Consider the following 26,569-nt stretch of genomic DNA (forward strand, 5'->3'; position numbering starts at 1 on the left):
CGTCTGACAGACGACCCTAGCAGTCCGGCAACGGAATGAATTGTCGATCGTTCTCCGTGCGGTGGCGTGACAATTGACCCTACCGAGCTCAGGTCTCCGGGAACGAGAAGTTGACCATGATGTCCCTGTCGGTGATGTCCCTGACCCCGCGGCCGGGGACGTGCTCGACCGTGAGGACCAGGGTGCCGTCCGGGCTGAGCCGCTCGCCGGACAGCCGGACCCAGCGACCGTCCACCGTGGACCTGATCTGGTCGAACCGCGGCTCGAACGTCTCCATCGCCACTGGCTGCGGGCAGGTGTCGGTGCCGTCCAGCGGGCGTTCGGTCAGGAGCACCTTCCTCACCTGCGGGTGCGCGGACGACTGGGAGTACAAGTCGACGTATCTGGCGACTATGTCCGCCAAGGGCTCCATGCCGAAATGCTAGACAACAACCCTGGTCGTACGGGATAGCCCGTAGGTGTCAACTCGCGCGGTACACCAGGTGCCCGCTCGGGGCCGACGACCGGGACGGGTCGGCCGGCCGACTCTGGGTGACGTGAATGGACAGACTCTCAGCCGGTTCGAGCGGCTCGCGGGGTGGGCACGGCGGCACCGTCTGCTGGCGGTGGTGCTCTGGGTGGTGGCCCTCGGCGGGATCACAGTGGCCGCGCAGGCGATCGGCAGCACTTACCACAACGACAACTCCCTGCCGGGCACCCAGTCCCAGGAAGTGGCGGACCTCTTGGGGGCCAAGCAGACCGACACGCTCCAGGTGGTCGCCGAAGGTGACATGACCCGCCTGGCCGGCGTGCTCGACAAGATCCGCGGACTGCCGCATGTGGCTTCGGTGGGCCAGCCGACCCAGGGCGGTGACGTTGCGTACGCGACCGTGACACTGGACGCGAAAGGCGTCCCCGGCGACGACGTTCGTCGGATCATCGGCACTTCGGCCGACGGGCTGACGGTGGCGTACAGCGGTGACGTGGTGGCCGCGGCGGCGAACGCGGCGGGTGGCGCGGCCGAAGGTGTCGGCGTGCTGGTCGCGTTGGTGATCCTGGTGTTGATGTTCGGGTCGATCATCGCGGCCGGGCTGCCGATCATCACCGCGGTGTTCGCGGTGGGCAGCACGGTCGGGGTGATCATGCTCGCCTCCCACCTGATGGACCTGCCGAACTACGCGCCGCCGGTGATGATCCTGGTGGGTCTCGGCGTGGGCGTGGACTACGCGTTGCTGATCTTCAACCGGTACCGCGCCGAACTCGTGCGCGGCCGGGACCGGGACATGGCCGCGAGCAAGGCCCTGGACACCGCGGGACGTTCCGTGCTTTTCGCCGGCTGCACGGTGATCATCGCGCTGCTCGGCCTGCTCGCGCTCGGACTCGGTTCCCTGCAAGGGATCGCGTTGGCCGTGACCCTCACGGTCCTGCTCACGCTGGCGGCTTCGCTGACGTTGCTGCCCGCGTTGCTCTCGATCTTCGGGAAACGCATCGAGCGGTCCGTACTCAAGCGGGCAGACAAGCCACACGGCGAAAAGTGGCGCTCGTGGGCCGCGTTGGTACAGCGCCGGCCGTGGCCCGCATTGGTGCTCGCGGTCGTCGCGTTGGGCGCGTTGTCGTTGCCCGCGTTGGGAATGCGACTCGGTTTTGCCGGTCCGGGCATGGATCCCAAGGAGTCGACCACCCGGCAGGCGTCCGACATGCTCGCCAAGGGCTTCGGGCCCGGCTTCAACGGCCCGCTCGTCGTGGTCGCCCGTGGTGGCCAGCAGCCCGCGTCCACCACGCACGACGTCCTGGCGAAGACGCCAGGTGTGGCGAAAGTCCTTCCGCCACAACCAGGTCCGGGCTACTCGACGCTGATCCTGTTCCCCACCAGCGCACCCCAGGACAAGGCCACCGACGATCTGGTGAAACGGTTGCGTTCGGACGTCCTGCCCGCGCTTTCCACCGGAAGCACGTACCTGGTCGGCGGAGCGACGGCCGCGGCGGCCGACTTCGCCGGCGCGGTGAGCAGCCGGTTGCCGCTGTTCGTCCTGGTCGTGGTGGGATTGTCGGCTTTGCTGCTGATGGTCGTGTTCCGGTCGATCCTGGTGCCGCTCAAGGCCGCCGTGCTGAACCTGCTGAGCATCGGCGCGTCCCTCGGTGTGATGACGCTCGTGTTCGGCGACGGGCTGTTCGGCGCGACAGCGGGTCCGATCGAGGCGTTCGTCCCGGTGATGATCTTCGCGATCGTGTTCGGGCTGTCCATGGACTACGAGGTGTTCCTGGTGTCCCGGATGCACGAGGAGTGGCGGCGCACACGCGATGCGCAACACGCGGTCCGCGAAGGCATGGCCAGCACAGGCGGTGTGATCACGGCCGCAGCGGCGATCATGATCGCGGTGTTCGGCGCGTTCCTGCTCGACCCGAGCCGGATGCTCCAGCAGTTCGGCCTCGGCCTCGCCGTCGCGGTCCTGCTGGACGCCCTGGTCATCCGCTGCCTGATCGTGCCCGCGGTGATGCGCCTGTTCGGGCCGGCCGCCTGGTGGCTGCCGCGCCGGCTGGAGCGGCGACTCCCCCAGGTCGCCCTTGAGCACGCCTGACCGTACGCTCACTCGCGATGAGCATCCGGGAAGTGCAGATCGCCGACGACACCATCCGGCTCGGCCAGTTCCTCAAACTGGCCGGGCTGGCCGACAACGGCGGCCACGCCAAGGACCTGATCGAGGCCGGGGACGTGACGGTCAACGGCCGCACCGAAGTCCGGCGCGGCCGGCAACTGCGTGTCGGTGACGTGGTCGCCGTGGGTGGCGAGAAAGCCAGGCTCACAACCGCCGACTAATGGGTGGCTGATACCCACGGCGTGAGGTCGTAGCGTGTCCCCATCAGCAGGTTGCCACCTCCTGGCGACCCCACGAGAAAGAGGCACACGTATGGCCCTCCCGTCCGATCTTGAGATTGCCCGGGGTGCTTCGCTCAAACCACTGGATGACATCGCGGCCGAGATGGGTCTGCCCGCCCATCACCTCGAGCCGTACGGCCGCAACGTCATGAAGATCGACCTGGGCGCGATCGACGAACTCGCCGACGCCCCCCGAGCCAAGTACGTGGTGGTCAGCGCCATCACGCCGACCCCGTTAGGAGAAGGCAAGACGACCACGACGGTCGGGATCGGGCAGGGATTCAAGCACATCGGCAAGCGGGCGACGGTGGCCATCAGGCAGCCGTCGATGGGCCCGACCTTCGGCATCAAGGGCGGTGCGGCCGGCGGCGGGTACAGCCAGGTCGTGCCGATGGAGACGCTGAACCTGCACCTCACCGGCGACATGCACGCGGTCACGGCGGCGCACAACCTGTTGGCCGCGATGATTGACAACCACCTCTACCAAGGCAACCAGCTCGCCCTGGACCAGCACAACATCACCTGGCGACGGGTGATGGACGTGAACGACCGGGCGCTGCGCAACCTCGTCGTCGGCCTGGGCGGCAAGGCGGACGGGGTGCCCAGGCAGACCGGGTTCGACATCACCGCGGCGTCCGAGGTGATGGCCCTGCTGGCGCTGACCACGTCAATGACCGACATGCGCGAGCGGCTCGGCCGGATCGTCGTCGGCTACGACGCCGACGGGCAGCCGGTCACCGCCGAGCAGCTGCAGGTCGCCGGCTCGATGGCGGTGATGCTCCGCGAGGCGATCAAGCCCAACCTGTTGCAGACGCTGGAGAACACGCCGGTGCTCGTGCACACCGGCCCGTTCGGCAACATCGCCACCGGCAACTCCTCGGTCGTCGCCGACCGGATCGGCATCCACTGCGGCGACTTCCTGGTCACCGAGGCGGGTTTCGGCGCCGACATGGGCGCCGAGCGGTTCTTCAACATCAAGTGCCGCACCTCCGGACTGACCCCGGACGCCGCCGTGATCGTGGCGACGGTGCGTGCGCTCAAGGCGCACTCCGGCAAGTACCGCGTGGTGGCGGGCAAGTCGCTGCCCGCCGAAATGCTCGCCGAGAACCCCGACGACGTCGCCGTCGGCGCGGCCAACCTGCGCAAGCAGATCGAGAACGTCCGGCTGCACGGGGTCTCGCCGGTGGTCGCGATCAACGCCTTCCCGGGCGACTTCGCCTCCGAGCACGACGCCATCCGGCAGGTCGCCGAGGAGATGGGCGCGCGCGTCGCGGTCTGCACCAACGTCGCCGACGGCGGCAAGGGGGCCGCGCTGCTCGCCGAGGTGATCACCGAAGCCGCGGCGGAGCCGACCGACTTCCGGTTCCTCTACCCGGCCGAGGCCAGCCTCAAGGAGAAGATCGAGACCGTCGCCACCAAGATCTACGGCGCCGCCGACGTGGAGTACTCCCCGCAGGCGACCCGGCAGTTGGACACCTATGAGCGGGCGGGCTTCGGCAAGCTTCCGGTTTGTATCGCCAAGACCCACCTGTCGATCTCCTCGGACCCCAAGCTGAAGGGCGCGCCGACCGGGTGGACCCTGCCGGTGCGCGAGGTCCGCGCCTCGGTCGGCGCCGGGTTCGTCTACCCCATCTGCGGCGACATGCGCACCATGCCCGGCCTCGGCACCAACCCCGCCGCCACCCGCATCGACATCGGCCCGGACGGCGAGATCGTCGGGTTGTCCTAGGTGAGCCAGCCCGGTTTGACCATGCCCGACTCGTAGGCCAGGACTACGAGTTGGGCACGGTCGCGGACCGACAGCTTGGTCATGATCCGGCTGACGTGGGTTTTCGCCGTCGCCGGGCTGAGCACCAGCTTCTCGGCGATCTCGTCGTTGGACAGGCCGTTGGCCACGAGGACCATGACCTCGCGTTCCCGTTCGGTCAACGAGTTCAGTCGGGGACTGGGCGCGGGCCGGTCGACGCGACCGGCGAACTCGGCGATCAGCCTGCGGGTGACGGCCGGGGCGATCAGCGCGTCGCCGCGGGCCACCACCCGGACGCCGTGGATGAGTTCCATCGGCTCGGTGTCCTTGACCAGGAAGCCGCTCGCGCCCGCGCGCAGGGCGCCGTAGACGTAGTCGTCCAGGTCGAACGTGGTGAGAATGACGACCTTCGCGCCCGGCACCTCGGCCAGGATGCGGCGGGTGGCGGCCAGGCCGTCCAGCACGGGCATCCGCACGTCCATCAGGACCACGTCCGGCCGGACCGACCGCGCCATCCGGACCGCCTCCTCGCCGTCGGCGGCCTCGGCGACCACCGCGATGTCGTCCTCACCGTCCAAAATGGACTTGAAGCCGGCGCGGACGAGACGCTGGTCGTCGGCGAGCAGGACGTTGATCATTCCGCTGCCCCCAGCGGCAGTGACGCCGCCACCTGGACCCCGTGGTCGTCGCCGCGCACGGTCAGCGAGCCGCCAAGAGCTTGGGCGCGCTCGGTCATGCCGCGGATCCCGTTGCCCGGCACCAGGCTCCCGCCGCGGCCGTCGTCGTCGACCTGCACGCTCATGTCCTTGTCGCCGTAAGTGATCCGGACGTGCACCGAGCGTGCGGACGCGTGCCGGGTGACGTTGGTCAGTGCTTCCTGGATTATCCGGTACGCCGCCAGGTCGATCTCGGGCGGCAGGGCGCGGGGTTCCCCGTCCACAGTGACCTCGACGCCGGTCTGCCGGGTCCGCCGCACCAACTCCGGCAACTGGTGCAGGCCGGGTGGTCCGGTCGGCGCGGACTCGTCCACCGCGCGCAGCACCCCCAGGGTGGCCCGGACCTCGCGGAGCGCCTCCTTGCTGGCCTGCTTGATGGCTTCCAGCGCCTCCCAGAGCCCCGCAGTGTGATTTTTACGGTGTAAAGCAGCGCTGGCCTGGACGTTGATCAACGAGATGTTGTGCGCCAGAACGTCGTGCAACTCGCGCGCGATGCGTAGGCGCTCCTCGGTCGTGGCCCGTTTGGACGCTTCCTCGGCGTACGCGCGTCGAGTGTTGCGTGCGACCCCGAGGGCGATCATGGCGACCATCCAGCCGGCGAGCATGAACTGCGCGATGTTGTCCAAGTGCCGAACGGGACTGAACTTCTCGCCGACGGCGATCGCGACCACACACACGGCGGCGAACGCGGCGGCCACTACCACACGCCCCGATGCCGACACGTAGTACAGCGCGATGATGAACGTGACCAGCATCGGTCCGCCGGTGCCGACGAACGGGTAGTAGATCGCCGAGCAGGCGAGCGTGACCGCGGCGACCAGGACCGGGTACCGGCCGCCGAGCGCCAGCACGCCGCCGGACAGCAGGATCAGCGCCGCCCCGACCACGGTCAGCTGCCGTCCGCCGTCCACGTCGTCCTGGATCAGGGTGCTCCCCAGAACCGCCAGCGCCACTGCGGCACCAACCACGGCATCGCGTCTCACCGCACGAGTGTCGCACCCCACCGCTAGTAGTTGACCGGTCAGTCAAGAGGCGGCTACCGTGCTGGGCCATGGAGGCGACGACGAGGGACAGGATCGTCCGGTCGGCGGCGAAGCTGTTCCTCACCCGGAGCTACCACGCGGTCGGCATCGCCGACCTGTGCGCGGCCGCCGACGTGCGCAAAGGCAGCTTCTACCACTTCTTCCCGTCCAAGGCGGACCTGGCCAAGGCCGTGGTCGACCTGCACGCGGCCGAGTTCGAGCGGCGCTTCACCGAAGCCGAGGAGGCCGGCGCCGAGCTGTACGCGATCGCGGTCACCGTCGCGCAGGTGCAGAGCAAGTTCGAGGAACGGTTCGGGCGGATCGTCGGCTGCCCGTTCGGCAACCTGGCCGCCGAACTGGCCACCACCGACGACGAGCTGCGCCGCTACGTGGCCGACGTGTTCACGCGTTGGGAGGAGCGGCTGCTCAAGGCGTGCCACCGGGCGCGGCTGCGACCCGGGGTCGACCCGGACGAGCTGGCCCGGATGATCCTCGCCCAGATCCAGGGCCTGATCCTGCTGGCCAAGGTGCAGGCCCGGCCGGCCGCCGAGATCACCGCGGGCCTGCGGGCACTGATCAAGGGAGCGACAGCGTGAACGTGGACTTCCACTTCGACCCGATGTGCCCGTTCGCGTACCAGACGTCGCTGTGGATCAGGGACGTCCGGGCCCAGCTGGGTATCACGGTCGGCTGGCGGTTCTTCAGCCTCGAAGAGGTCAACCGGTTCGAGGGCAAGAAGCACCCGTGGGAACGGCCGTGGTCCTACGGCTGGTCACTGATGCGGATCGGCGCCGTGCTGCGTCGCCGGAGCATGGCCGCGCTGGACGACTGGTACCTGGCGGTCGGCACGGCGTTGCACATGCGCGGCGAGAAGCCGCACGATCCCGCTGTCGCGCGGGAAATGCTTGTCGGCCTCGGCCATCCAGCGTCCCTTTTGGACGAAGCACTGGCCGATCCGACGACCCATGACGAGGTCAGGGCCGACCACCAGCGGGTGGTGGACGCGGGTGGTTTCGGCGTGCCGACCCTGTTCTTCCCGGACGGGCAGTGTCTGTTCGGGCCGGTCCTGGTCGACCCGCCGGCCGGCGACGACGCGCTGCGGCTGTGGGACGTGGTCACGGGGATGCAGTCGTTCCCGCACGTGTACGAACTGCAACGCCCCAAGGGGCCGCGCGATCTCGCCTTGATCGCCGAGCGGCTCCAGCCCTATCTGGACGGCCGCGACTGGGTCAGCGTGAACCGCGGCGAGGTCATCGACTTCAACGGAGGAAAGTCGTGAAGGACACCCTGGTCAAAGCGCTTGTCGACGAGTGGACGGCGATCGACGGCCTGCTCACCGCGTTGCCGCCGGCGGACTGGGCGAAACCCACGGCCCTGCCCGGCTGGTCGGTCCAGGACGTGGTCTCGCACATCGTCGGCGGCGAACTCGGCCTGGCCGGGCAACAACCGCCGGTCACCAAGAAGTCGTTCGCCCACGTACGTAACGACATCGGCACGATCAACGAGTACTGGGTGGACTGGCTGCGCGCGGAGTCACCGGACGAGGTGCACGCCCGGTTCCGTTCCGCGACCACGCAGCGCGCACAAGTGTTGCAGGACATGACATCGGAGGACTTCGACGCTCCATCATGGACACCAGCCGGCCAGGGAACGTACGGCCGGTTCATGCGGATCCGACTGTTCGACTGCTGGATGCACGAACAGGACATCCGGGAAGCCGTGGGCCATCAGGGAAACGAGTCCGGGCCGAGCGCGGAGATCTCCCTGGACGAGATCACCGCCGCGCTCGGGTACATCGTGGGCAAGCGCGCCGCCGCGCCGGCCGGCGCCTCGGTGACGTTCCACCTGACCGGCCCGGTCGAGCGGGCATTGCACGTGCTGGTGGACGGCCGGGCGAAGGTGGTCGACTCGTTGCCCGGACCCGCGACCGTGACGCTGGTGCTGACGTCGAGCCTGTTCGCCCGGCTGTGCGGCGGGCGGACCCCGGTGGGCGAGCGGGTCGCGGAGATCCACTTCGACGGTGACCGTGAACTGGGCGAACGAGTCGCCCACGCGTTGCCGTTCACAATTTGAGTCACATTTGTTCCTCGCGACACGTCAGGGAGGTGAACCACCTGTCGTTGGGAAGGAACATGTCATGTCCGCACGAGTGCGCACCGTCCTTTACTGGTTTCTGGCGTTCGAGTTCACCGTCGGGGCGATCACCAAGTTCTGGAGCGGCCCCACCTTCTTCGGCACGGCGTACTCGGTGAAGTTCGCCGACTGGGGGTATCCGTCCTGGTTCCGGTTCGTGGTCGGCACGATCGAACTCGGGTGCGCGGTGTTGGTGGCCATCCCCAGCCGACGCTCCAGGTTCATCGCCGCCGCGACCTTGGTACTGGTGCTCACGGGCGCGGTCACCACGCACATCGTCAACCACAACGCGCTGTACGAGAGCGTCTCCGCACCCCTGCACCTGCTGATCATGATAGTCGTGGCGCTCGCGAACTGGCCCGCCGACTGGCGCGACCTGCTGCGGCCGGGAATCGTCATCCAACGCTCACGCAGGACTGAGCACTGACGCTTTCCTGCGGTCGAGCGCACCGGAGAGCAGCGCGACGCCGAGGCTGGCGGCGGCCAGGATCGCCCCGATCCAGTTCGGGGCCGTGTACCCGAGGCCGCCGTCGATCGCGACGCCGCCGATCCACGCTCCGGCGGCGTTGCCCGCGTTGAACGCGCCGATGTTCGCGGCGGACGCCAAAGCCGGGGCGCCTTCGGCTTTCGACAGCACCCTGGCCTGCAATGGGGCCGCGGTGGCGAATCCGGCCGCGCCGAACAGGACGATCGTGATCGCGGCGGGAACCTGGGCGTGCGCGGTCGCCACGAACACCAGGAGAACCACGGACAACGCGGCCAACGATCCGTACAACGCGGGCATCAGCCTGCGGTCGGCCGCCTTGCCGCCGATCAGGTTGCCGACCACGAGCCCGACTCCGAACAGGACGAGCAGCCACGTGACCATGCCGGTGGAGAACCCGGCGACACCGGTCATCATCGGCGTGATGTACGTGAAGCTGGCGAAGATCCCGGCCCACCCGAGCGCGGTCATCAACAGCGCCAGCCATACCTGCGGCCGGCGGAACACGCTCAGTTCGCGCCGCAGGTTGCTGTTCTTGTCCGGCGGGAGGTCCGGCACGAGCGTGGACACGGCCACGAACGCGACCACGCCGAGCGCGGCCACGGCCCAGAACGACGAACGCCACCCGAACGCGTGGCCCAGCGCGGTCCCTATCGGCACGCCGAGGACGTTGGCGACGGTCAGGCCGGTGAACATGATCGCGATCGCGCTGGCCTGCTTGGCGGGCGCGACGAGGCTGGCCGCCACGACGGCGCCGACACCGAAGAACGCCCCGTGGCACAGCGACGCGACGATCCGGCCGGCGAGCATCATGCCGTAGCTCGGCGCGACCGCCGAGAGCACGTTGCCGGCGATGAAGAGCACCAGCAGGCCGAGCAGGAGCTTCTTGCGGGAGAACCGGGACCCGGCGGCGGTCATGATCGGCGCGCCGACGGTCACCCCGAGCGCGTATCCGGAGATCAGCAGGCCGGCGGTGGGGATGGACACCCCGAACGTAGTCGCGACCTCCGGCAGCAGGCCCATGATGATGAACTCGGTGGTGCCGATGCCGAACGCGCCGACGGCCAACGCGAGCAGGGCGGTGGGCATAGATGTCACCCCAGGTAGAGTTGGTCCAAGTAGCAGGCGTCCGAGATAGTTGCAGACGCGGGTTATTGCATGAGCCTGATAATGCTCCGTGCAACAACGCGACGCAAGCGGAGGTGAACCGTGTCACTGGACGACGACGCGGCCGAAGCACGCGCTCAAGGCTGGCGCACCCTCGCGGCCCTGCACGCGTCCCTCGAAGACGCCCTCGAACGCTCGCTGCAACGGGCACACAACCTGTCCGTCAGCGAGTACAGCGTCCTGGACGTCCTCGCCCGGCAGGACGGCTGGCACATGCGGATGAACCAACTCTCCCGGGCCGTGGTCCTCTCCCAGTCGGCGACGACGCGTCTCGTCACCAGGCTGGAGAACCGGGGGCTGCTGAGCCGCTACCTCTGCCCGGACGACCGCCGGGGCATCTACACCGAGGTGACTCCAGCCGGCCACGAACTGCTGACGAAAGCCCGCCCCCTGCACGACGGCACGCTCGCGGAAGCGTTGCGGGACGCCCAGAAGCTCCCCGAACTCGCCCCACTCGTCGACGCACTGGCCAGGCTGCCGATCAGCCCGGCCCAGACCTGACGCGGTCGTTAATCGTTTGTCGGCCGCCGTGCGCGTTGCCGATGATGGCGGCCATGGCCACGACCAGACGAGCCGACATGTTCACCGCGGACGGCAAGCCCTCGGACGACGACCCGCGGGAGAACCGGCCAAGGTTGGGCGACGAGCGCACCACGCTGGTGGAGTCCCTGCGCGGCCAACGCCTCACCTTGGAGCTGAAATGCTCAGGTCTTGACGCGGAGGCGATGGCGCAGCGGTCGGTCGAACCGTCGACGATGTCACTGCTGGGGCTGGTGCGGCACCTGGCCGAGATCGAGCGTTCGACGTTCCGGGGGATGATGGCGGGCCAGGACGCGCCCCGGCTGTTCACCTCCGAAGCCGACCGCGACGGTGATTTCAACGGTGCCGTCCCCGACCCCCAGGTGGTCGCGCAGGCGTGGGACGCGTGGCACGCGGAGGTGGACTTCGCCACCCGGTTCGTGGCCGAGGCGCCCAGTCTGGACATCACCAGCGACGATCCGTTGAACCAGCACGGCAGCGGCGGCGGGGCCATGTCACTGCGTGAGGTGCTGGTCGGAATGATCGAGGAGTACGCCCGGCACATGGGTCATGTCGACCTGCTGCGCGAGCGGATCGATGGCCGGCTGGGCCAGTGAACGCGGTTACGTGAGTCGATAGACCTCGGCGGCGGTGTCGCCGAAGACGCGTGCCCGCTCATCGACGGTCAGGTCGGCGGTGAGTTCCTCGACCGCGCCGAGCACTTCGGGATACGAGGCCGCCAGCAGGCACACCGGCCAGTCCGAGCCGAACATCAGCCGGGCCGGGCCGAAGCTCTCCAGCACCACGTCCACGTACCGGCGCAGGTCCCGAACTGTCCACTGTGTCCAGTCGGCTTCGGTGACCAGGCCGGAGAGCTTGCACGTCACGTTCTCGAAGCCGGCCAGGGAACGGATGGCGGACGCCCAGGGCTCCATCGAGCCGGATGCGATCGGCGGTTTCGCGCAGTGGTCGAGCACGAACGGGCTGTCCGGGAACGCCGCCACGGTCTCCACGGCCGCTGGGAGTTGGTGGGGCAGCACCAGGAGTTCGTACAGCAGGCCGGCGTCGAACACCGCTTGGAGGCCGTGTCGTACGTCGTCACGGCACAGCCAGCGGGGGTCCGGTTCGCCCTGGACCTGGTGACGGATGCCGCGCAGCCATTTGCCGCCCACACCCGCGGCCAGCTTGGCCAGCACCTCGGACACCGGCCGCGTGAGGTCCACCCAGCCGGTGACCGCGCCGATCAAGGACGACTGTTCGGCGATCGCCAGGAGTTCCGGGGTCTCGTCGAGGACGGTGACGGTTTGGACGAGCACCGTCCTGTCCATGTCCGCGGCCGCCGTGACCAGGTCGGTTTCGCCGAAGTCACGGCGGATCGCCGACATCGAGACCGGGTCGATCCAGTCCTGGTCACGGACGGACAAGTCCCACAGGTGGTGATGGGCGTCAACGCGCATCCAGCAGCCCTTCCGCGCACAGGTCGTCCCACAGTTGGCCAGGCACCGGCTCGGTGAACAGCCGGGCGTTGCGTTCCACCTGCGCGGCCGACTTCACACCCAGCACGACCGACGCCACGCTCGGGTCGCGCAGCACGAACTGGACGGCGGCCTGCGGCAAGGTGACGTCGTACTGTGCGCACACCGAGGCGATCCGTTGGGCCCGGTCGACCAGTTCCCGAGGCGCTTCCACGTAGTTGTACTTCGCGTTGTCCTGGATCTGGGCGCGGGCGAGCAGGCCCGAGTTGAACACACCGGCCGCCAGGACCGACACGCCCCGCTCCGCGCACAACGGCAGGAACTCCGTTGCCGCGGTCTGTTCCAGCAGGGTGTACCGCCCGGCGAGCATGACCACGTCGATGGACGTCTCCCGGATGAACCGGGCCGGCATCTGCCACTGGTTCATCCCCACGCCGACCGCGCCGACCACACCCTGGGACCGCAACGAGGCCAACGTCGAAAACCCCTCCCCCGCCGCGGTTTCCCAGTGGTCGTCTGGGTCGTGCAGCAGCAACACGTCCACCCGGTCAAGGCCTAGACGCTCCAAAGAGGACTCGACCGAGCGCTTGATCCCGTCCGCGCTGAAGTCCCACACCCGCCGGTGGCTGCGCGGCACGGCGAACCCGTTGGCCAGGTCCAGGCCGTCCGCGACGATCGGTTCAAGCAACCGACCGACCTTTGTGGACACCACAAAGGACGCACGCGGCAGCCCGGCGAGGAACTTGCCCAGCCGTCGTTCGGACAGGCCGAGTCCGTAGTGCGGCGCGGTGTCGAAGTACCGGACCCCGGCGTCCCACGCGGCCTGCAACGTGGCCTCGGCGTCAGCGTCGGACACCGTCGTGTAGAGGTTGCCGATCCCGGCCGCGCCGAAGCCGAACGTGGTCACGTCGACGGCGGTGTCACCCAGTTTCATGCGGCAGCTCCCACACCTGTTTGACGTCCGGGTCCGAGCCGGAGTAGTCGTCCTCGACCTCCAGCAGCTCCGCCATCCGCGCCTGCCACGGGATGTTCGCCGGGTGATCCCGCAACCGCGCACGCATCCGTGCGTAGTCCTCCACCTCCACGACGTGGAACAGGTCCCGGCCGCTGCGCCAGATCCGCCAAGAGCGCACCCCAGCCTCGCGCAACGCCACGTCGAGCTCGGCCGGGATCACCGCGTGGATCCGGTCGTAGTCGGCTTCCCGGCCCGGCTTCAGTCGCGTGTGGAGGGCCACTGTTTCCATCGTCAGTCCTGTGCCTTGCCTGTGGTGAGTCGGGACAGCACCAGCGCCAGCAGAATGATCACGCCGTCGATCGCCTTGAACCAGTGACCGTCCACATGCAACAGGGTCAGGTTGCTCTCGATCAGGCCGAGCATGAGGACACCGCACAGCGCGCCGAAGATCGTGCCCTTGCCGCCGTTCAGGCTGATCCCGCCGATCACGGCCGCGGCGAACACCTTGAAGATGTCCCCCTCGCCCATGTTCGCGCCGATCGCGCCGAGGTGGCCGGTCTCCAGGATGCCGGCCAGCGCGGCGAGCATGCCGCCGATCACGAACACGATCCAGGTCACCCGGTTGGTCCGGATCCCCGCCGCCTTGGCCGCGTCCACGTTGCCGCCGACCGCGTACAGCGCACGCCCCTGCCGGAAGTAGCCGAGGACCACCATGCCGACGACGAACAGGACACCCGCGATCCACACCGCGATCGGGATCCCGAGCCACGACTCGAACCCCAGCGACAGGAACGACGGCGGCAGGTTGAACAGGCTGTTGCCGCCGGAGATGCCGTTGTCCAGGCCACGCAGGGTGATCAGCATGCCCAGCGTGACGATGAACGCGGACAGCTGGAACTTCAGGATCAGCAGGCCGTTGAACGCGCCGACCAGCGCGCCCACCACCAGGCTGACCGGGATCAGCGTCCAGGCGGGCCACTCGGTGCCCAGCCCGTGCAACGCCGTGGGCTGCACCAGCACGGCCGCCACCACCGGGGCCAGGCCCATGGTGGATTCGAGGGACAGGTCGAACTTGCCGGTGATCAGGATCAGCGCCTCGGCCAGCACCAGCAGGCTCAGCGCGGTCTGCGGCTGCAGCACCGCGCCGAGCAGATAGCCCGGCGTGAGGAACGTGTTGGCGTCGATCAGAATGCCAACCAGCACCAACACCAGGATCGCCGGCACCAGCGCCAGGTCCTTGAGACGGGCGAACCGGATCATCGGCCGACGGCTGGCGGCGGGAGCCGTGGCCGCGTCCGGGGTCAACATCTTGGTCATCGTTCGGACACTCCTTCAATGGCCGCGACCAGGTCGTGTTCGGTCCAGTCACGCCCGAACTCGGCCACCACCCGGCCGTGGAACATCACCAGCACCCGGTCGCACACCTTGAGGTCGTCCAGTTCGTCGGACACCACGATGGCCGCGGCACCGGCCCGCGCGGCCCGGTCGACCACGCCGAGCAGGGACTCCTTCGACTTCACGTCCACCCCGGCAGTCGGGTTGATCAGCACGAGCACCTGGGGGTCACCGGCCAGCGCCCGCGCCATCACCACCTTCTGCTGGTTGCCGCCGGACAGGTCGGCCACCGGCTGGTCCGGGCCGCTGGTCACGATGTCGTACGACCCGATGGCCCTGGCGCCCACCGCGGTCATCCGACCGGGCGGCACGAACCCGCCGGGGCCGAGCTTGTTCATCACGGTCATCGCCGCGTTCTCCGCCACAGTGAGGTCGAGCACCAGGCCCTGATGGTGCCGATCCCTTGGCACGCAACCGATTCCGTGCCTCAGGGCGGCCGGCACCGAGCCCGGTTTGACCTTCCGGCCGGCTGCCTCGATCGCTCCGGACGTGGACCTGCGCAGGCCGTAGACGGTCTCCGCGACCTGGTGCTTGCCGCTGGACGCACTGCCGGCCAGCCCGATCACCTCGCCCGCGCGCACCTGGAACGTGACGTCCGTGAACGAGTCCCCGGACAGGTTCCGCACGTCGAGCGCGACCGCTCCGGCCGGGTCGACCAGGTCACGGTCCGTCGCACCGGGCACGGACAGGCCGCCTGGTTCCCCCGTCATCGCGTCGATCAGCTCCGCCCGGCCGAGCTCGCTCACCGGGGCGGTGATGATGTGCCGGGCGTCGCGGTAGACCGTGACCTCCTGGCACACCTCGTAGATCTCCTGGAGGTGATGCGAGATGAACAGGAACGTGACGCCGTTGGCCTGCAACGTCCGCATCTTCTCGAACAGCCGCCCGATCGCCGGACCGTCCAGCTGCGCGGTGGGCTCGTCCAGGATGATGAACCGCGCGCCACCTGACAGCGCTCGCGCGATCTCCACCAGTTGGCGCTGCTCCACGCTCAGGTCCGACGCCGGCGTGGTCACGTCCACCTTGACGTCGAACGACTCCAGGATCTCCGTGGCCTGCCTGCGCAGCTTCGACCAGCTGATCAGCGTGCGCCCCTGCCGGTTGACGAACAGGTTCTCGGCCACCGACAACTCGGGCATGATCGTGGACCGCTGGTACACGCAGGCGACGTTGCGCCGCCACCCGTCCCGGTCGCCCAACGAGGGCGCGGGACGGCCGCCGAACACGACCTTGCCGCTGTCCGGCGCCTGCAGTCCGGTCAGTATCGAGACCAAAGTGGACTTTCCGGCGCCGTTGCGGCCGACCAGCGCGTGCGACTGGCCGTCGTGGATCTCGATGCCGACGTCGTCGAGGGCCACGGTCCGGCCGAACCGCTTGGTCACATGATACGCCGCGGCGGCGAGCCCGGCGCCCGCCGCCGTCCGCTCGGAAACCCTCATCATTGCCCGATCTGGTTGCCCCACAACGCCTTGTCATCGACGTTGTCCTTGGTCACCAGGGGCGCGGCGAGCTGGTCCTCCAGGTTGCCGTTGCCCACGTCCACAATGGTCGAGTCGTGGTCAGTCCTCCCCGGCTGGAACGTCTTGCCCTCCAACGCCGCCTTCGCGTAGAACAGCGCCCACTTGGCGTACAGGTCCGCGGGCTGCGAGACGGTCGCGTCGATCTCGCCCTTGCGGATCGAGGCGTACTCCTGCGGGATGCCGTCGTTGGACACCACGAACACGTGGTTCGGGTCGCTCGCCGGGAGCAGGTGGCTGGTGGACTTGAGCACCTGCAGGGTCGGCGCCAGGAACACGCCGCCAGCCTGCATGTAGATGCCCTTGATGTCCGGGTTCTGGGTCAGCCGGGTCTGCAACGCCGCGCTGGCCTTCGCCCCCTCCCAGTCGGTCGGCTCCTCGAACACCGTGATGCCCGGGTAGTTCTGCGTCATGCACGCCTTGAACGCCTCGGACCGGTCCCGGCCGTTGATGCTCGACAGCGCGCCCTGGAACTCGACGACCTTGCCCTTGCCGCCGAGCTTGTCGCCCAGGAACTTGCAGGCCTTCTCGCCGTACGCCTTGTTGTCGGCGCGGACGACCATGTACACCTTGCCCTGGTCCGGCCGGGTGTCCACAGTGACCACAGGGATCTTCTGCTGCTCAAGGCGTTGCAGCGTGGTGGCGATGGCGCCGGTGTCCTGTGGCGCCATCACGATCGCCTTGGCGCCCTGGCTCTGCAGGGTCTGCACGTTGGCGACCAGGCTCTCGACCTTGTTCTGCGAGTTGGTCGGCTGCATCATGTTCACGCCGAGGTCCTTGGCGAACTGCGGAACGTACTTGATGTACGAGTTCCAGAAGTCCGAGTCGGCCCGCGGGAAGTCCACGCCGACCGGGGCGTTCGCGCCGGCCGCCGACCCGTTGGGAGAACCGGTGTTCGTGGACTGACTACAGGCCGTGAGGGACAGTACAACCAGGGCGGCGGCGGCCACCGTACGAACGGGCACCACTGGTCCTCCTTGACAGGGTGGCTGAGAGAATTACTGCTGGGCCGGCGGTCGCAACCGCAGGCCGTACATGCCGCCATCCACGGCAAGCACCGTTCCCACCGTGGCCCCGGAAAGCGGGCTGGCCAGGTAGGCGATCGCGTTGGCCACCTCGGCCGCCGACACCAGCCGGCCGGTGGGTTGCCGTGCTTCGAGCGCGGCGCGCTCGGCCGCCGGATCGGCGGCCTGGTCCAACAGCCGGCCGACCCACGGTGTGTCCGCGGTACCGGGCGCCACAGCGTTGACCCGGATGCCTTCCCGGACATGGTCGGCGGCCATCGCCAGCGTCAACGCGTACACCGCGCCCTTGCTGGCCGAGTACAGCGCCCGTTGCGGCAGGCCGGCCCACGCGGCGATCGAACACGTGTTGACGATCGCCGCCTTGGGCGACTTACGCAGGTACGGCAGGGCATGCCGGGCGACGCGGGCCATCCCGAGCACGTTCACGTCCAACACGCGATGCCACTCGTCGTCGGAGTTCGCCGCGACGTCACCGACGGCACCGATCCCGGCGTTGTTGACCACCACGTCCAGCCGGCCGAACCGGTCGACCACACTGTCCACAGCGGACTTCACCTGGGTGTCGTCGGTGACGTCACACGCGAAACCGGCGATCTGGTCGGGCAATCCGTCGGGCTTGAGGTCGAGCGCGGCCACCGTCGCCCCACGCGCGGCAAGTAGGTCGGCGGTCGCGAGCCCGATGCCGGACGCCCCACCGGTGACGATGGCGACGAGGCCGTCAAAATCGGTCACGAGCCGGCTCCTGTCCACTCTGGACCATCCGGAAAACGGTAGCGCCGCAGGGTCGCGTCGTACATCCGGGCCGAGAACCCGGGCCTGGTCGGCGCGAGATAGCGGCCGCCACGGACGATCGCTGGATCCGCGAAGTGCTCGTGCAGGTGGTCCACCCACTCGATGGCACGGTCGGTCTGGGTGCCGGACACCGAGACGTAGTCGAACATCGACAGGTGCCGGACCAGCTCGCACAGGCCGACACCACCGGCGTGCGGGCACACCGGCACACCGAACTTGGCCGCCAGCAACAGGATCGCCACGTTCTCGTTCACGCCGCCGACCCGGCAGGCGTCGATCTGCAGCACCGAGATCGCCTCGGCCTGCAGCAGCTGCTTGAACACCACCCGGTTCTGCACGTGCTCACCGGTCGCCACCTTGATCGGCGCGATCTGCCGCGCGATCGCCTGGTGCGCCAGGACGTCGTCCGGCGAAGTCGGCTCCTCGATCCAGTAGGGACCGAACGGCGCCAGCGCCCGCATCCATTCGACCGCGGTCGCGGTGTCCCAGCGTTGGTTGGCGTCCACCGCGATCCGGACCTCGTCGCCGACCGCCGCCCTGGCCAGCCGCAGCCGCCGGATGTCGTCGTCCAGGTTCCCGCCGACCTTGAGCTTGATCATGTCGAAGCCGTCCGCGACGGCCTGTTTGGACAGTCGCACCAGCTTGTCGTCGGAGTACCCCAGCCAGCCCGGTGACGTGGTGTACGCGCGGTATCCGTCCGCCAGCACGGTTTCCATCCGCCGCGCTTTGCCGTCCTGGGCGTTCGCGAGGATCTGGTACGCCTCGTCCGGTGTGATCGCGTCGCTCAGGTAGCGGAAGTCGATCAGGCCGACGATCTCCTCGGGGGTCATGTCGGCGAGGAACCGCCACACCGGCTTGTCCGCCCGCCGCGCGGCCAGATCCCACGCGGCGTTGACCACCGCGCCGATGGCCATGTGCGCGACGCCCTTCTCCGGGCCGAGCCAGCGCAGCTGCGAGTCGCCGACGAGATCCCGCGACAGCGCCGCCAACTCCGCGGCGGTCGCCGGCACCGAGCGGCCGACCACGTGGAACTCCAACGCCCGGATCGCGGCGGCCTGCACGTCGTTGCCGCGCCCGATGGTGAACGCGAACCCGTAGCCGTCCGGGCCTTCGTCGGCGTGCAGCACGACGTAGGCCGCCGAGTAGTCCGGGTCGGGGTTCATCGCGTCCGAGCCGTCCAGCTCCCGGGACGTGGGGAACCGGACGTCCAACACGTCCATACCGGTGATGACAGGCATGCGATCACGCCTGCCCGACGACTTGCCGCTGCCGACCGGGCCCGTCAACCGCCAACTGCATGTCGTTTCCCTCCGCCATGGCAATACATCGGATGTATATCGCCTCAGACGGCCTCTCGTCCAGTCATCTGACCGAAAGAGACTCCATCGAGAGGTGATATGTCCGATGACTGGGCTCGCCTCGGTCGTGAATGATGGGATGACGCAAAGCCCGCCAGCCAAGACACTGGAGACGAGGGTCAATGGCGATCCAGGGAACGCACGAGCCGGAGTTCGTCGAGGTACTGGCCGAGTTCGAGCGGAACTTCGCCGAACGCGGCGAGGTCGGCGCGTCGGTGACCGTCACCGTCGACGGCCGGACGGTCGTCGACCTGTGGGGCGGCACCGCCGACCCGTCGACCGGCGCCGAGTGGACCGAGCAGACCCTGGTCGACGTCTGGTCCTGCACCAAGGGCGCCACGGCGTTGTGCGCGCACATCCTCGCCGACCGCGGCGAACTCGACCTGCACAGTCCGGTGGCCCGGTACTGGCCGGAGTTCGGCCAGAACGGCAAGGACGCGATCCTCGTCCACCAGTTGCTCGACCACCAGGCCGGGCTCGCCGGTGTCCGGGAACAGGTACCGCCGGGCGCGTTCTTCGACTGGGAGCGGATGGTCGGCATCCTGGAACGCGCCGAGCCGCTCTGGCAGCCCGGCACCCGGCACGGCTACCACGGCCTGCTCTTCGGCTTCCTGGTCGGCGAGGTGGTCCGGCGGGTGTCCGGAAGGCCCCTCGCCGAGTTCTTCGCCGACGAGGTCGCCGGCCCGCTGGACCTGGAGTTCTGGCTGAGCCTGCCGGCGGCGCAGGAGCGCCGGGTGGCGCCCACCATCCCGGCCGACCTGACCGCACCCGGCGTGCTGCCGCCGAGCCTGTTCACCACGGCCATGGCCGACCCCACGTCCATCCCCGGCCTGATGGTGATCAACACCGGCGGCTACATGGTCCCGGACAGCTTCAACTCGCGCGCCGCGCACGCCGCCACCATCGGCGCGGTGGGCGCCATCACCAACGCCCGCGGCCTGGCCGGCATGTACCGGCCGCTGGCCCTGGGCGGCTCGTTCGCCGACGTCCGCTTGGTGAGCCCGCGGCAGGTCGCGGTGATGGGCCAGGTCACGTCGGCCTGCTCGGTGGACGCGGCGGTGCTCGTGCCCACCCGGTTCGCCAGCGGCTTCCTCAAGACCGGCGACAACAGCCATCTGCCCGCCAACGACAAGGAAGGCGTCCTGCTCGCCGAGGAGGCGTTCGGCCACAGCGGCATGGGCGGCGCGCTCGGCTTCGCCGACCCCAAGGCCAAGCTGTCGTTCGGGTACTCGATGAACCAGCAGGGCCCCGGCATCGGCGTGAACGAACGCGGACAGTCCCTTGTGGACGCCGTGTACCGTGCCCTTGGCTACCACCAGACCCACGAGGGCGGCACCTGGTTCAGGGGGTGAGCTTCACCGCGTCGCCGTAGATCGACCGCACCCAGATCGCGGTCAGCGACTCCACCAGCTCCTCGTCCCACGCCGCGGACTTCTTCATCAGCGTCTGCTGGTAGCACGTGGCCTCGTTCATGATGACCAACGCCCTGGCCAGCCCACGGGCCGACGGCGGGCCGGGCAGGGCCAGCCCGGCGTTGCGTTCGCTTTCGATCTGCACGGCCGTGGACCGCATGAACCGGCGGGCGATCTCCGACCACAGCTCGGCCAGCCGCGGGTCGGTCTCCCGGCCACGGACCGACGCCCGCAGAACGGGCCCGTGCGCGCGCCACAGCTCCACCATCCGGGTCAGGGCTCGCCGCACCGCGGCGACCGGCTCCTCGTCGCCGCGGCGGAACCACACCAGGCCCTCCGCGTAGATCTCGCCGATCAGCCGGTCGGACAGCGTGTAGAGCACGTCGTCGCGGGACTCGAAGTGGAAGTAGAACGTCGACCGCGACACGCCCGCGCCCGCGGCCAGCTCGTCGATGCCGATCTCGCCCAGCGAACGGTTGGCCAGCAGGTGTTCCGCTGTGTCCAAAATGGCCTGCGCGGTGAGGTCGCCCTTGCTGGGCTTGCGGGTCGAGCCGTCGTCGGCGGTCCCGCCGACCAGCTCGGGTGGGCCGGTCGACGAGTCGGGCGGCTGGCGGCGGACCGTCATGGCGTCATTCTTGCAAACGGTGGGCACCGACTAGGCTGACGGTGTGACGACGTCCGAGGAGTCCGCGCGTGTCGAGGACGAGATCGAGGTCAGGGTCGGTGCCGACCCGGCGCAGCTGCCCGTGCTGCGCGCGGTCGCGTCGGTGGTCGCGATGCGCCAGGACTTCGACCTCGACAGCATCGCCGACCTGAAGATGGCGGTGGACGAAGCGTGCTCGATGCTCCTGGTCAACGCCGCCAAGGGATCGGTCCTGTCGTGCCGGTTCCGGCCCAGCGCGGCCGGCATCCGGGTGCTGGCCACGGCGTTGTCCGACACCGACGAATGGCCGGACACCGGCTCGTTCGGCTGGCACGTGCTGTCCACCCTGGCCGACGAGGTGGACGCGGGGGTCGCCCCGGCCGCGGCCGACCCAGGTGGCTTCACGCTCAGGATCGAGCTGGCCAAACGGAACGGGACGGTCGCCGGGTGAACCCGCGCGGCGGCTACGACCATCTGGCGCCGCTGTTCGTGGAGCTGGCCGCTCTGCCCCAGGACAGTGCCGAGCGCCGTGAGCTGCGCGAACGACTGGTCACCGAACACATGCCGGTCGCCGAGCACATCGCGCGCCGGTTCGCCCACCAGGGCGCGCCGCTGGAGGACCTGTCCCAGGTCGCCAAGATCGGCCTGATCAACGCGGTCGACCGGTTCGACCCGGAACACGGCGCCGACTTCATGTCCTTCGCCGTGCCCACGATCATGGGCGAGGTCCGCAGGCACATCCGGGACACCAGCTGGGCCGTGCACGTGCCGCGGCGGCTGAAGGAGATGCGGATGGCCCTCAGCGGGGCCGTCACCGAGCTGTCCCAGCGGCTCGGCCGGGCGCCGACACCCAGCCAGATCGCCGAGCACCTCGGGGTCTCCCGGGAGGACGTGTTCGAGGGCCTGGAGGCCACCAACGCGCACCACTCGCTGTCCCTGGACTACCTGCTGACCGACGACCCGGACTCCGCGTCGCTGGCCGACACGCTGGGCTCGGACGATCCAGAACTGAGTGTGGTGGACGCCCGTGAGGCGCTCTACCCGCTGATCAAGCGGCTGCCGGAACGCCAGCAGAAGATCATCACGCTGCGGTTCTTCGGCAATCTCACGCAGACCCAGATCGCCGAGGCCCTCGGCATCAGCCAGATGCACGTGTCCCGGCTGCTCGCCAAGAGCCTCGATCAGCTGCGTGCGGCCCTCGAAGAGGGCTGACCTGGCATTTTGGGCTTGCCAAACCGGCCGCCAATAGGTTCGCTGACCCTATGCGACCCGTGTGGCGAGGAGCCATCTCGTTCGGACTCGTGACGATCGCCGTCCGGATGTTCGGCTCGACCGAGGAACACGACTTCCGGTTCCACCAGGTCCACCCCGAGGACGGGGGTCGGATCCGGTACAAGCGCGTCTGCGAGGTCTGCGGCAACGAGATCGACTACCGCGACATCGCCAAGGGGTACGAACTGGAGGACGGCCGGGTCGTGATCCTCACCGACGAGGATTTCGCGAAGCTGCCGGTGTCCACCGACAAGAACATCGAGGTGTTGGAGTTCGTGCCGGCCGACGAGGTCGACCCGATCTATTTCCAGAAGACGTACTACCTCGAACCGGACAAAACCGCAGGTCGGCCATATGTGCTGCTGCGGCAGGCGCTGGAGGACACCGACCGGCTCGCGGTCGTGCGGATCACGATCCGTCAGCGCGAGTCGCTGGCGATCTTGCGGGCCCGTGAGGACGTTCTCGTCCTGCACACGATCTTCTGGCCGGACGAGATCAGAAAACCCGATTTCAGCTTCCTTGAGCAGAACCTCGAGGTGCGCTCGCAGGAGTTGAAGATGGCCACGTCACTGATCGACAACATGGCCGGTTCGTTCAAGCCGGAGGTGTTCACCGACGATTACCGGGACGCCATGGCCGAACTGGTCGCGGCCAAGGCCGATGGCGCCGACCTGCCGGAACGTCCGGAGGAAGAAGAACAGGGCGACGTGATCGACCTGATGACGGCGTTGGAGCGCAGTGTCGAACAGACCCGCGCTAAGCAACAAGAGGACACGCCGGCGAAGAAGAAGACGACCGCCAAGAGCAAGTCAAGTAAGCGAACCGCCTGACATTACCGAACAACCGCTGACCCGATCGAGCTAACCGGTCATTACCCGCGCGCGCGGCGGGCATGCAAAGCTTTACAGCATGAGTTCCGCACCCGAACCGCGCTGGCGGCGGCTCGAACCAGACGCTCGAAGGGAACAGATCCTCGTCTGCGCTATCCGCTTATTCGGTGATCGGCCCTACCCAGCTGTGTCGACAACTGACATCGCCCGCGCGGCCGGCGTCGCCCGCGGCTTGATCAACCACTATTTCGGCACGAAGCGCGATCTCTATCTGGAAGTGGTCCGTCGAATGGTGACCATTCCGGGCCCGTCGCCGCAGGTAATGTCGCCGGGCTCGCTGGAGGACCGGATCGACCGCAGCGTGAGCTGGTTCCTCGACCGCGTGCTGCGGCACAGCAAGACATGGCTGGTGGCGGTGGGTGGCGTCGGCCACGACGCGGATGTCGAACGGATCCTGGCCGAGGCGGACGAGCTCGCGGCCGACCGGGTCCTGGAGTTCGTCGGCCTCGCGGACGTGCGGGACCACCGCGAGCAGCTGCGGGCGATGATCCGCGCGTACGGCGGGATGGTGAAGGCCGCCGGCCGTGAGTGGCTGCTCGGCGACCACCTCAACCGCGACCAGGTCCACGTGCTGCTCACCAGCACGCTGCTGACCCTCGTCCGGGACACGTTCCCCAAAGTCACTTCGTGAATCAGACCTCAAGGGAGGGTGACCACCTGGGCGGCGTAGGACAGGCCGGCGCCGAACCCGATCAGCAGGGCCAACGAGTCCGGTTCGAGCGCCTTGGCCTCGGCAAGTCGTTGCAGCGCCAAGGGAATGGACGCGGCCGAGGTGTTCCCGGACCGCACCACGTCCTGGGCGACGAGCGCGCCGGGCGCGCCGATCTTCTTGGCCATGGCGTGGATGATCCGCAGGTTCGCCTGGTGCGGCACGATCGCGGCCAGGTCGCCCGGTGTCACCCCGGCGCGGTCGCACGCGGCCAGCGCGACCGGGTGCAGCTCGGTCGTGGCCCAGCGGAACACCGCCTGGCCCTCCATGTGCATGCCGTGGCTGAAGTCCGGGATGCGGATCAGGTCGGCGCCCTGGCCGTCGCTCCCCCACACCACCGGCCCGATGCCGGGCTTCGCCGCCGGGCCGACGATCGCCGCTCCGGCGCCGTCGCCGAAGATGATCGACGTCCCCAGGTCCGCCGGGTCGACCCACGCGGTCATCCGTTCGGTGCCCACGACCAGCACGTACTTGGCCGACCCTGTGCGCACCACGTCGGCGGCGACCGTCAGGGCGTAGCAGAATCCGGCGCACGCCGCGTTCAGGTCGAACGCGCCCGCCGTGGTCGCGCCCACCGCCCTGGCCACCCCGGACGCCACGTCCGGCATCGGCCGGTCCGCGCTGCAGCTGGCGACGATCACCAGGCCGATCTCGGCGGCGTCCATGCCACAGTTCGACAACGCCTGCCGGCTGGCGGCGACTGCCATCTCGTGCACGGTCTCGCGCGCGCCCGCCATCCGCCGCGACACGATCCCGGTGCGCCCCCGCACCCACTCGCCGGTCCGCCCGAACCGCCGGGCGGTCTCCTCGCTGGTCACCACAGTGGACGGCTGATAGGCGCCGAACCCGATCATGCGCGCGCCCGCGACCGGCGGCGCCAGCCGAAGACGAGAAACCTTCACCCCTGCGGAAACTCCACCCATGGGACACATCTTGACGCATACCCCTGAGTAGGATGGTGACGTTTAGTGGGGTGTCGCGACCGGTCCCATCAATACCGCCAGGTAACTTCTCGCGAATGCGCGGACGTCCTCGTCAGTGTCAAGTGGAATGCAACTATCGGGTGTCAGCGTGAACGAGATGGCGAGTCTTACGAATAGCTCCGCGACACCCGCCGGCTCCCGTCCGTCAACCGGCTTGTCACCGCCGGGCAGCCCTTCCGCGTTGCCGACCAGGAAATCCCTGGCGACCGCCACGACAAGCCCGCCGTCGACGGTCAGATACGGCAACAACGCCTCCGGGTCGCTGGACAGCAGCCGTGACAGCAACCGATCCTCGCGCGCGTACCGGACTCCGACCACGAAACCTTCGACAAGACGTTCGCGCGCGGTGGGCAGGCCGTCCACCGCCGCGGCGATACTGCCGAAGAACCGTCGGCACTCCCGGACCAGAACTGCCTGAACAAGGACGTCCTTGTTCTCGAACCGGCGGTACAGCGTGGCTCTGGACACCCCTGCCTGCCGCGCGACGACATCCACGTTGGTCCGCCGCAGGCCGTAGTCCATGAACTCGCGCAGCGCGGCGTCCAGAATCGACTCGCTGACCGGGTCGCCGGCCTGGCCCTCGGAAAGCACCAGGCCGAGCAGCGTGTCCGTCTCCATCCGCAAACTGTAGGTCAGTACTGGTGGAAGCCGCGGCCGGACTTCTTGCCCAGCAGGCCCGCGTCCACCATGCGCAGCAACAGCGGCGGTGGCGAGTACAACGGCTCCTTGAACTCCGCGTACATCGACTCCGCGATCGCCTTGGTGGTGTCCAGGCCGATCAGGTCGGTCAGCCGCAACGGGCCCATCGGGTGCGCACAGCCGAGAACCATGCCGTTGTCGATGTCCTCGGCGGACGCGAACCCGGACTCCAGCATCCGGATCGCCGACAGCAGGTACGGCACCAGCAGCGCGTTCACCACGAACCCGGCCCGGTCCTGCGAGCGGATCACCTGCTTGCCCAACACACCGGTGACGAACGCGTCCGCCCGGGTCTGGGTCTCCGCACCGGTCAACAGCGACGGCACCAGCTCGACCAGCTTGAGCACCGGCACCGGGTTGAAGAAGTGCACCCCGATGACCTGCTCGGGCCGGCCGGTGGCCATGCCGAGCTTCATGATCGGAATCGACGACGTGTTGGACGCGAAGATCGCCGACGGGTCCGTGACCACCTTGTCCAACGAGGTGAACACGTCGGTCTTGATCTGCTCGTTCTCCGCGACCGCCTCCACGGTGACCTGCCGGTCGGCGAACTCGCCGATGTCGGTCACGAACGTGATCCGGCCGATCGCGGCATCCCGCTCCGCCGCGGTCAGCTTGCCGCTGCGAACCCCCCGATCGAGTGATTTCTCGATCCGGCCACGACCCGCCGCCAACGCCTCCGCCGACGCCTCGGTCACCTTCACGTCCAGCCCGGCCCGGGCACACACCTCGGCGATGCCCGACCCCATCAGCCCACAGCCGACAACGCCAACCCGGCGGATCTCGCTCACAGTCATAC

At 68.7% G+C, this 26,569-nt stretch carries 30 protein-coding genes; 14 read left to right on the top strand and 16 right to left on the bottom strand.

The window, feature by feature from the left end; all coding sequences use genetic code 11:
- Positions 1-88: 88 nt before the first annotated feature.
- Positions 89-412 (bottom strand): hypothetical protein, encoded by a 324-nt coding sequence (locus EV192_RS46550; RefSeq protein WP_132125194.1) that lies wholly within the window; start codon positions 410-412, stop codon positions 89-91.
- Positions 413-536: 124 nt separating this feature from the next.
- Between EV192_RS46550 and EV192_RS46555 the strand changes: the two genes are divergently transcribed.
- The 3 genes from EV192_RS46555 (at position 537) to EV192_RS46565 (ending at position 4,586) form a co-directional block, all read left to right on the top strand.
- Positions 537-2,558, top strand: coding sequence for an MMPL family transporter (locus EV192_RS46555; RefSeq protein WP_243727513.1), 2,022 nt, complete (start codon positions 537-539; stop codon positions 2,556-2,558).
- A 17-nt stretch (positions 2,559-2,575) separates the two neighbouring features.
- A complete protein-coding gene (locus EV192_RS46560) occupies positions 2,576-2,797 on the top strand; it encodes an RNA-binding S4 domain-containing protein (protein WP_132125195.1) in 222 nt (73 codons plus the stop codon).
- 91 nt (positions 2,798-2,888) lie between these two features.
- Positions 2,889-4,586 (top strand): formate--tetrahydrofolate ligase, encoded by a 1,698-nt coding sequence (locus EV192_RS46565; RefSeq protein WP_132125196.1) that lies wholly within the window; start codon positions 2,889-2,891, stop codon positions 4,584-4,586.
- Here the strand turns inward: EV192_RS46565 and EV192_RS46570 are convergent.
- Both EV192_RS46570 and EV192_RS46575 read right to left on the bottom strand, forming a co-directional pair.
- The gene (locus tag EV192_RS46570; protein ID WP_132125197.1) at positions 4,583-5,242 is read right to left on the bottom strand and encodes a response regulator; all 660 of its coding nucleotides are present in this window, start codon (positions 5,240-5,242) and stop codon (positions 4,583-4,585) included. The genes EV192_RS46565 and EV192_RS46570 overlap by 4 nt on opposite strands.
- Positions 5,239-6,303 (bottom strand): sensor histidine kinase, encoded by a 1,065-nt coding sequence (locus tag EV192_RS46575; protein ID WP_207926809.1) that lies wholly within the window; start codon positions 6,301-6,303, stop codon positions 5,239-5,241. Before EV192_RS46575 ends, EV192_RS46570 begins: the two co-directional genes overlap by 4 nt.
- Before the next feature lie 68 nt (positions 6,304-6,371).
- Here EV192_RS46575 and EV192_RS46580 point away from each other — a divergent pair, with 68 nt between their 5' ends.
- The 4 genes from EV192_RS46580 to EV192_RS46595 all read left to right on the top strand — a co-directional run bounded on the left by EV192_RS46580 (position 6,372) and on the right by EV192_RS46595 (position 8,902).
- Positions 6,372-6,938: a TetR/AcrR family transcriptional regulator gene (locus EV192_RS46580; RefSeq protein WP_132125199.1), complete on the top strand. Its 567-nt coding sequence runs from the start codon at positions 6,372-6,374 to the stop codon at positions 6,936-6,938.
- The gene (locus EV192_RS46585; protein ID WP_243727514.1) at positions 6,935-7,621 is read left to right on the top strand and encodes a mycothiol-dependent nitroreductase Rv2466c family protein; all 687 of its coding nucleotides are present in this window, start codon (positions 6,935-6,937) and stop codon (positions 7,619-7,621) included. Before EV192_RS46580 ends, EV192_RS46585 begins: the two co-directional genes overlap by 4 nt.
- On the top strand, positions 7,618-8,415 hold the full coding sequence (locus EV192_RS46590) for a maleylpyruvate isomerase family mycothiol-dependent enzyme (protein ID WP_132125200.1): 798 nt from the start codon (positions 7,618-7,620) through the stop codon (positions 8,413-8,415). Before EV192_RS46585 ends, EV192_RS46590 begins: the two co-directional genes overlap by 4 nt.
- Positions 8,416-8,479: 64 nt before the next feature.
- The gene (locus tag EV192_RS46595; RefSeq protein WP_132125201.1) at positions 8,480-8,902 is read left to right on the top strand and encodes a DoxX family protein; all 423 of its coding nucleotides are present in this window, start codon (positions 8,480-8,482) and stop codon (positions 8,900-8,902) included.
- Here EV192_RS46595 and EV192_RS46600 read toward each other — a convergent pair.
- Complete coding sequence (locus tag EV192_RS46600; RefSeq protein ID WP_132125202.1) at positions 8,882-10,048, bottom strand: MFS transporter; 1,167 nt, start codon at positions 10,046-10,048, stop codon at positions 8,882-8,884. The two genes, EV192_RS46595 and EV192_RS46600, sit on opposite strands and share 21 nt — an antisense overlap.
- Positions 10,049-10,168: 120 nt before the next feature.
- Between EV192_RS46600 and EV192_RS46605 the strand changes: the two genes are divergently transcribed.
- Positions 10,169-10,627 (top strand): MarR family winged helix-turn-helix transcriptional regulator, encoded by a 459-nt coding sequence (locus EV192_RS46605; protein ID WP_132125203.1) that lies wholly within the window; start codon positions 10,169-10,171, stop codon positions 10,625-10,627.
- A 53-nt stretch (positions 10,628-10,680) separates the two neighbouring features.
- Entirely contained in the window at positions 10,681-11,262 is a 582-nt protein-coding gene (locus tag EV192_RS46610; RefSeq protein ID WP_132125204.1) for a DinB family protein, read from the top strand.
- A gap of 6 nt (positions 11,263-11,268) precedes the next feature.
- Here EV192_RS46610 and EV192_RS46615 read toward each other — a convergent pair whose 3' ends face one another.
- Genes EV192_RS46615 through EV192_RS46650 form a run of 8 tightly spaced genes read right to left on the bottom strand, consistent with a single transcriptional unit; the run spans position 11,269 to position 19,042 of the window.
- A complete protein-coding gene (locus EV192_RS46615) occupies positions 11,269-12,102 on the bottom strand; it encodes an amidohydrolase family protein (protein ID WP_132125205.1) in 834 nt (277 codons plus the stop codon).
- On the bottom strand, positions 12,092-13,054 hold the full coding sequence (locus EV192_RS46620; RefSeq protein WP_132125206.1) for an aldo/keto reductase: 963 nt from the start codon (positions 13,052-13,054) through the stop codon (positions 12,092-12,094). The genes EV192_RS46615 and EV192_RS46620 overlap by 11 nt, the downstream gene beginning before the upstream one ends.
- On the bottom strand, positions 13,041-13,364 hold the full coding sequence (locus tag EV192_RS46625; protein ID WP_132125207.1) for an L-rhamnose mutarotase: 324 nt from the start codon (positions 13,362-13,364) through the stop codon (positions 13,041-13,043). The genes EV192_RS46620 and EV192_RS46625 overlap by 14 nt, the downstream gene beginning before the upstream one ends.
- A gap of 2 nt (positions 13,365-13,366) precedes the next feature.
- Positions 13,367-14,392, bottom strand: a complete 1,026-nt coding sequence (locus tag EV192_RS46630; RefSeq protein ID WP_132125208.1) for an ABC transporter permease — start codon at positions 14,390-14,392, stop codon at positions 13,367-13,369.
- On the bottom strand, positions 14,389-15,909 hold the full coding sequence (locus EV192_RS46635) for a sugar ABC transporter ATP-binding protein (RefSeq protein ID WP_132125355.1): 1,521 nt from the start codon (positions 15,907-15,909) through the stop codon (positions 14,389-14,391). The genes EV192_RS46630 and EV192_RS46635 overlap by 4 nt, the downstream gene beginning before the upstream one ends.
- Positions 15,909-16,952: a sugar ABC transporter substrate-binding protein gene (locus EV192_RS46640; protein ID WP_207926811.1), complete on the bottom strand. Its 1,044-nt coding sequence runs from the start codon at positions 16,950-16,952 to the stop codon at positions 15,909-15,911. Before EV192_RS46640 ends, EV192_RS46635 begins: the two co-directional genes overlap by 1 nt.
- Positions 16,953-16,985: 33 nt before the next feature.
- A complete protein-coding gene (locus EV192_RS46645; RefSeq protein WP_132125210.1) occupies positions 16,986-17,744 on the bottom strand; it encodes an SDR family NAD(P)-dependent oxidoreductase in 759 nt (252 codons plus the stop codon).
- Positions 17,741-19,042, bottom strand: coding sequence for an enolase C-terminal domain-like protein (locus tag EV192_RS46650; RefSeq protein ID WP_132125211.1), 1,302 nt, complete (start codon positions 19,040-19,042; stop codon positions 17,741-17,743). Before EV192_RS46650 ends, EV192_RS46645 begins: the two co-directional genes overlap by 4 nt.
- A 242-nt stretch (positions 19,043-19,284) precedes the next feature.
- On the opposite strand from EV192_RS46650, the gene EV192_RS46655 reads away from it, so the two are divergent.
- Positions 19,285-20,514, top strand: coding sequence for a serine hydrolase domain-containing protein (locus tag EV192_RS46655; protein ID WP_132125212.1), 1,230 nt, complete (start codon positions 19,285-19,287; stop codon positions 20,512-20,514).
- Here EV192_RS46655 and EV192_RS46660 read toward each other — a convergent pair.
- Positions 20,504-21,199 carry a TetR/AcrR family transcriptional regulator gene (locus tag EV192_RS46660; RefSeq protein ID WP_132125213.1) on the bottom strand — a complete coding sequence of 232 codons (696 nt, stop codon included), beginning with the start codon at positions 21,197-21,199 and terminating at the stop codon, positions 20,504-20,506. The genes EV192_RS46655 and EV192_RS46660 overlap by 11 nt on opposite strands.
- 43 nt (positions 21,200-21,242) lie before the next feature.
- Between EV192_RS46660 and EV192_RS46665 the strand changes: the two genes are divergently transcribed.
- From EV192_RS46665 to EV192_RS46680, 4 genes are all read left to right on the top strand, one after another.
- Complete coding sequence (locus tag EV192_RS46665; protein ID WP_132125214.1) at positions 21,243-21,668, top strand: ATP-binding protein; 426 nt, start codon at positions 21,243-21,245, stop codon at positions 21,666-21,668.
- Positions 21,665-22,429 (top strand): RNA polymerase sigma factor SigF, encoded by a 765-nt coding sequence (locus tag EV192_RS46670; RefSeq protein WP_132125215.1) that lies wholly within the window; start codon positions 21,665-21,667, stop codon positions 22,427-22,429. The genes EV192_RS46665 and EV192_RS46670 overlap by 4 nt, the downstream gene beginning before the upstream one ends.
- A 50-nt stretch (positions 22,430-22,479) precedes the next feature.
- Entirely contained in the window at positions 22,480-23,319 is an 840-nt protein-coding gene (gene ku, locus EV192_RS46675; protein ID WP_132125216.1) for a non-homologous end joining protein Ku, read from the top strand.
- 79 nt (positions 23,320-23,398) lie between these two features.
- The gene (locus EV192_RS46680) at positions 23,399-24,010 is read left to right on the top strand and encodes a TetR/AcrR family transcriptional regulator (protein WP_132125217.1); all 612 of its coding nucleotides are present in this window, start codon (positions 23,399-23,401) and stop codon (positions 24,008-24,010) included.
- 8 nt (positions 24,011-24,018) lie between these two features.
- Here EV192_RS46680 and EV192_RS46685 read toward each other — a convergent pair whose 3' ends face one another.
- The 3 genes from EV192_RS46685 to EV192_RS46695 all read right to left on the bottom strand — a co-directional run bounded on the left by EV192_RS46685 (position 24,019) and on the right by EV192_RS46695 (position 26,561).
- Complete coding sequence (locus EV192_RS46685; RefSeq protein WP_243727515.1) at positions 24,019-24,990, bottom strand: beta-ketoacyl-ACP synthase III; 972 nt, start codon at positions 24,988-24,990, stop codon at positions 24,019-24,021.
- A gap of 63 nt (positions 24,991-25,053) precedes the next feature.
- The gene (locus tag EV192_RS46690; RefSeq protein WP_132125219.1) at positions 25,054-25,689 is read right to left on the bottom strand and encodes a TetR/AcrR family transcriptional regulator; all 636 of its coding nucleotides are present in this window, start codon (positions 25,687-25,689) and stop codon (positions 25,054-25,056) included.
- A gap of 14 nt (positions 25,690-25,703) precedes the next feature.
- The gene (locus EV192_RS46695; RefSeq protein ID WP_279495773.1) at positions 25,704-26,561 is read right to left on the bottom strand and encodes a 3-hydroxybutyryl-CoA dehydrogenase; all 858 of its coding nucleotides are present in this window, start codon (positions 26,559-26,561) and stop codon (positions 25,704-25,706) included.
- Positions 26,562-26,569: the final 8 nt, after the last annotated feature.

This window comes from Actinocrispum wychmicini, assembly GCF_004345645.1.
Lineage (GTDB): Bacteria > Actinomycetota > Actinomycetes > Mycobacteriales > Pseudonocardiaceae > Kibdelosporangium > Kibdelosporangium wychmicini.